Source organism: Paraburkholderia sediminicola (assembly GCF_046026895.1).
Classification (GTDB): Bacteria; Pseudomonadota; Gammaproteobacteria; order Burkholderiales; family Burkholderiaceae; genus Paraburkholderia; species Paraburkholderia sediminicola_C.
The window spans coordinates 1-3,268 of the sequence record NZ_JAQQEU010000183.1 but is presented as its reverse complement, the minus strand read 5'-3'; the positions used below and the strand labels follow the sequence as shown (position 1 = coordinate 3,268).

At 57.2% G+C, this 3,268-nt stretch carries 3 protein-coding genes; all 3 read right to left on the bottom strand.

Annotated elements, in window-relative coordinates; translation table 11 throughout:
* Positions 1-271: 271 nt before the first annotated feature.
* Entirely contained in the window at positions 272-532 is a 261-nt protein-coding gene (locus PQR02_RS39975; protein ID WP_408243318.1) for a hypothetical protein, read from the bottom strand.
* 189 nt (positions 533-721) lie between these two features.
* Positions 722-2,551: a TRAP transporter large permease gene (locus PQR02_RS39970; RefSeq protein ID WP_408243319.1), complete on the bottom strand. Its 1,830-nt coding sequence runs from the start codon at positions 2,549-2,551 to the stop codon at positions 722-724.
* A gap of 77 nt (positions 2,552-2,628) precedes the next feature.
* On the bottom strand, positions 2,629-3,268 hold a 640-nt coding region (locus PQR02_RS39965; protein ID WP_408243317.1), incomplete at its 5' end, for a TRAP transporter substrate-binding protein.

Below are 3,268 nucleotides of genomic sequence, written 5' to 3'. Positions count from 1 at the left end.
CTATCGGCCGGCGCAGGCGAGCTTGTTGAAGGCACCGTTCTGTTCTCTTGTTCCGCAACTTGATACTGGCGGGAACGCACTGACGCCGTGTCCAATCCGCGCTGGCGATAGTTGCTTCCCACCATCTCATGGCCTTATCAACTTATCAACATCGCCACGATCGCCTGATGCCCCGAAGCGACGTCATCGGCATAGGGGACGGCCATGAGGCCGTACCCCTGCCACACCACCCGGCATGCAGGTCCGCACCGGGCGGTTCGGGAAGTTGAGGTTATGAGAGTCGAGGCACGCCCAGCCGATCGAAGTACGCGATGGTCAGCACGCTGTTGACGCCGCCCTTGAGCAGGTTGCGCAGGTGCTCGATGAGTTGCGGATCCCAGTGGGACAGATTGCTAGTGTTTGAGCTGAATGGCACGCAACCGGTGACGCAGATTCCGCCGGATCTACGCTGCCTCCCCTTGATCACGAGAGCTTTGCGGTTTTTGGCCCGCTCGCCCTGGTCGGCACCGCCTTCTGTCCGGTTCTTGTTCATCGGCTCGCAGTTTCGCTACACGCTTCCTCCACACACTCGGTCACCCTCATGCAGTTGCGCTTTGCTTCGCTCGCTGTGATCAATTTGCGGTGGGACTTGCACCCACAAGAGCGCGCCCATGCTGGGCGCACCAAACAAAAAAGGCTGGACGTGGGTCCAGCCTCTTCGATTTCTGCGTGTAGGCGCCTTTTAGCTTTTCAGAAAGCCGGTCGAAATCCATGGTACCGCTGCGATGACCACGATGCCAATGAACAGTGCAGCCATATAACCCATGATCGGACGGATGCCCAGGTTCGCCGAGATCTTGCTGACCGCGCACGCGCCGTAATAGCCGACCCCGAACGGCGGTGAGAACAGCCCCAAACCCATCGAAAGAATGACGACCATCGCGTATTGAACTTCATGGATGCCAACCGCTCGGGCAATGGGGAAAAGTAACGGCCCGAAGAGCACGATGGCTGGTATTCCCTCGAGGACGCTGCCCAGGATGATGAACATGAAGATTGACACAACCATGAAGGTGAACGCGCCCCCTGGCAGATTCTGCATGAAATCCGCCAGTCCGTGAGAGAAGCCGGACTGTGTGAGCGCCCACGCCATCGCTGTAGCCGTACCAATGATGATGAGGATCGCACCGGAAAGAGCGGCCGTCTCCACGAGCATGGGGCCAACACGCTTCCAGTCAAAGCATCGATACACCATGAGCCCGGCGACAACAGAATACGCGATGCCGACTGTCGAAACTTCCGTTGCCGTTGCTACGCATTCCACCACAGCCACGCGGATGACAACCGGAAGGGCCAAGGCCGGGATCGATACCACAAAAGCCTTTCCGACCAGGGACCACGCGGCCCTCGTGGAGGACGTGGGCTCGAATTTTCGGGCCCGCCACCAGACAAGCATGCACAACATGAACGCCAGTACGAGCCCCGGCAACAGACCACCGGTAAAAAGCGCAGAGATTGATACGCCAGTAACCGATCCGATCGTGATGAGCACGATGCTTGGCGGAACCGTTTCGGTCTGTGCGCCGGTTGCCGATAGCAGTGCGACGAGCTCGCCGGGATTCTCGCCACGCTTCTTCATCTCAGGGAACAGAATCGGAGCAACGGCCGCCATATCGGCCGCCTTTGAACCGGAAATCCCGGAAATCAGATACATCGCGCCAACCAGAACATATGAGAGGCCACCCCGAACGTGACCCAGCAACGATGCCAGGAAGTTGATCATCGCCCGTGCCATCCCTGTCATCTCAATGAGAAGCCCGAGGAAAATAAACATCGGCACAGCCAACAGAAGGATTTGAGACATTCCTTCGTCCATGCGGCTGACGACAATTTCCAACGGCATGGCGGTTGACATCGAAAGATAAGCAAACACGGAAAGACCGAAGGAGAAAGCGATAGGCATTCCGCTCAGGACGGTGAAACCGACCACACCCACGAAGAAAATCACCAGGTTCAGGTTTCCAAGCGATTGCAAAACCGGTCCTGCATGTTCCAGCGCAAACACAGTCACTAGCGACACCACAATCCCAGTGATAGCAGTCTTCCAGCCGATTGCTAACAGCTTGACCACGCAGATCAGCAGCATCGACACAATCCCGAAGATGATAGCCGCGACGCGTAGGCCGTCATTGATCTCCATTGTCGGGGTCAGAATGTCCCACTGCTGCTTGATGTAAGCGATCGACGGAACAAGTACGAGTCCGAGAAAGAGCATGCTCGCCACCATCGAAATGGTGTCCCAGAACGGATCCCAGTGCTCGCCCATGCGGTTGACCAGTGCCGTCATGCGCATGTGGCTTCCTCGGTGCAACGCCGTAGCGGCACCTGTCATGGCGAGCCAGAGAAACAGGATGGCAGCGAGTTCGTCGCTCCAGATTAACGGGTGGTGCAGGACATAACGGGCCACAACGCCGCTGAAAAGCAGGATAATTTCTGCTAGCACCAGCAGTGCCGCCGGCACAGAGACGATTACGCCGAGTGCGAAGTCCACACGGGACAGCCAGCGGGGCATCGTCTTCGTCGTGTGGTGGACGGTTGCGCTGGTCTGTTGTTCGAGCGCGTCATCCACGTCTTTCAGCATTTGCGTTCTCATGCCAGCTTCCCCGTGTATTTCTCCATGAGACTCCACTCTTCGTCGCCGAAGAATTGCTTCTGCTCCGTGTAGAAGTTCGCGGATTTCAGGGTTTGGCGGAACGCGTTCGCGTCAGCGGTGTTAAACGCAAGCCCTTTGCCCGCAAGCGTCTTTTGCAGGGAGGCGTTCAACTGGATCACGTCTTGTCGTTGCTTCAGTGCGCCCGCATTAAGGTGCTTTGAGACGATGTCACGGACGGTGGGCGGCATTTTTTCCCACGCTGTCTTGTTGCCCAGCAACCAGTAGCCGTCCCACATGTGGTTCGTCATCGAGCAGTATTTCTGGACTTCATAGAGCTTCGCGGCGTCTACCACAGCGAGCGCGTTCTCCTGTCCGTCGACGACCTTTGTCTGCAACGAGGAATAGACCTCGTTGAAGCTGATCGACGCGGGGGCTGCGGAAAGCGACTTGAACAGCGAGATCCAGAGACGACCACCCGGCACCCGGATTTTCATCCCCTGGAGGTCGGCAGGAGTCTTGATGGGCTTTGTACTGGTCGTGATCTGCCGGAACCCGTTGTTCCAGATCTTGTCCTGTTGTTTTGCACTGAATTCTGACCCACCTGACCCGGAGATTTGCATCGAATATTGACCCATA

Excerpts from the sequence above, each read along its gene's own strand:
- PQR02_RS39970 (WP_408243319.1), bottom strand. The coding sequence starts at position 2,551 with ATGCCCCGCTGGCTGTCCCGTGTGGACTTCGCACTCGGCGTAATCGTC.
- PQR02_RS39975 (WP_408243318.1), bottom strand. The coding sequence starts at position 532 with ATGAACAAGAACCGGACAGAAGGCGGTGCCGACCAGGGCGAGCGGGCC.